Genomic DNA, 1,666 nt, shown 5'->3' with positions numbered 1-1,666 from the left:
CACCAGATGACGGGCAACCGCCCGGCCCAACTCACCGGTACCACCCGTCACCAGGACGGATCCGTCCGCCGCGAACTCCGGCAGCTCCCCGCCGGTCTCCGCACGCACCAGACGCGCCACCCGGACCTCGCCGCCGCGCACCGCCAGCTCCGGCTCACCGGTGACGGACAGGGCCCGGGGCAGCAGGGCGTCGTCGGCCGCGCCGTCGGTGCCGAGGTCGATGAGGCGGATCACACGGTCGGCGTGCTCGGCGCGGGCCGCCCGGACCAGGCCCCACAGCGGGGCGTGGGCCAGGTCGGCTACACCGTCGCCCGTGTCCACGGCCGAGCGCGTCACCCAGACGAGTTCGGCCCCGGCCAGCCGGGGTTCTGCGAGCAGACGCTGGAGCGTTCCGAGGGCGGATGCGGTCTGCTGCTGCGCGCCGTGCCCTATCCCTCGCGTCGCATCCACAACCAGTCGAACGGGTAGCTCGGACCGCTCATCGATCTGGGCAAGGAGTACATCCACATCAGCCACATAGTCGGCCTCCAGTGTTGCGAACATCCCGGCGGGGTCGCCGAGAATCCATGTGCCGCCCGCCGGGGCGTCCTCGTGCGCCAGCGCGCCGCGGGCGGCGAAGTCGACGCGGTAGAGGTGCTCGGCCCGCTCGCCGGCGCGGATCTGCTCGGCGCTCGCCTCGCGGATCGCGAGGCCGCGGGCCCGGACGACGGGCTGCCCGGCCGGGTCGGCGACCCAGATGCGGGTGTTGGTGCGGGTGTCGTCCAGGTCGATGCGCACGCGCAGCTCGGTGGCACCGGCGGCGAGGAGCTCGACGCCCGTCCACTCGAACGGGAGCAGCACCTGCCGGTCGTCCGGGTCCTGGCCGCGGACGCCCATGAGGGTGTGCAGCGCGGCGTCCAGGAGGGCCGGGTGGACGCCGAAGTCTCCGGCGCTCAGGCCATCGGGCAGACGGATGAGTCCGTACGCGGTGTCGCCCTTGCGCCACAGTTCCGTCAGGCCCCGGAACGCGGGACCGTAGTCCAGGCCGCGCTCGCGGAAGCCCTCGTAGAAGCCGTCGAGATCGACGGACTCGGCGCCCGCGACCGGCCACTGCGCCAGCTCGGCGAACGCGTCACCGTCGCCGTCGGCGGGGACGGCCTCCGCGGATTCCGCGAGTTCGCCGGTGGCGTGGCGGCGCCAGCCGGAGTCGGAGGTCTCGTCCGGGCGGCTGTAGACGGTGACCGGGCGGCGGCCGGCGGCGTCGGACGGGCCGACCACCACCTGGAGCCGGAGGGCCGAGTCCTCGGTCAGGGTCAGCGGCTCCAGCAGGGTGAGTTCCCCGACCGACTCCGCGCCGACGTGGTGGGCGGCGGTGAGGGCCAGTTCGAGCAGGCCGGTGCCGGGGACGAGGACGGTGCCGAAGGCCGCGTGCTGCGCCAGCCAGGGGTGTTCGGCGAGGGAGATCCGGCCGGTGAAGACGTGTCCTTCGCCGTCGGCCAGCGCGGTGACCGCGCCGAGCCACGGGTGCTCGGGCACGTCGAGGCCGACGGAGCGGACGTTGCCGGTGGGCTTGGCGGCCTCGAGCCAGTAGTGCTCGCGCTGGAAGGCGTAGGTGGGGAGCGGTACGAGGGTTCCCGTGCCGGTTCCGAGGACGCGGTCCCAGTTCAGCTGGTGGCCCTGGACGTGG

Annotated in this window: 1 protein-coding gene; it reads right to left on the bottom strand. The window is 74.1% G+C overall.

The window, feature by feature from the left end:
• Positions 1-1,666 (bottom strand): polyketide synthase dehydratase domain-containing protein (locus AB0D66_RS34525; protein WP_362311097.1); only part of this gene is annotated, 1,666 nt, incomplete at both ends.

The organism is Streptomyces sp. NPDC048270 (genome assembly GCF_040652335.1).
Lineage (GTDB): Bacteria > Actinomycetota > Actinomycetes > Streptomycetales > Streptomycetaceae > Streptomyces.
This window is presented reverse-complemented; position numbering and strand designations above follow the sequence as displayed.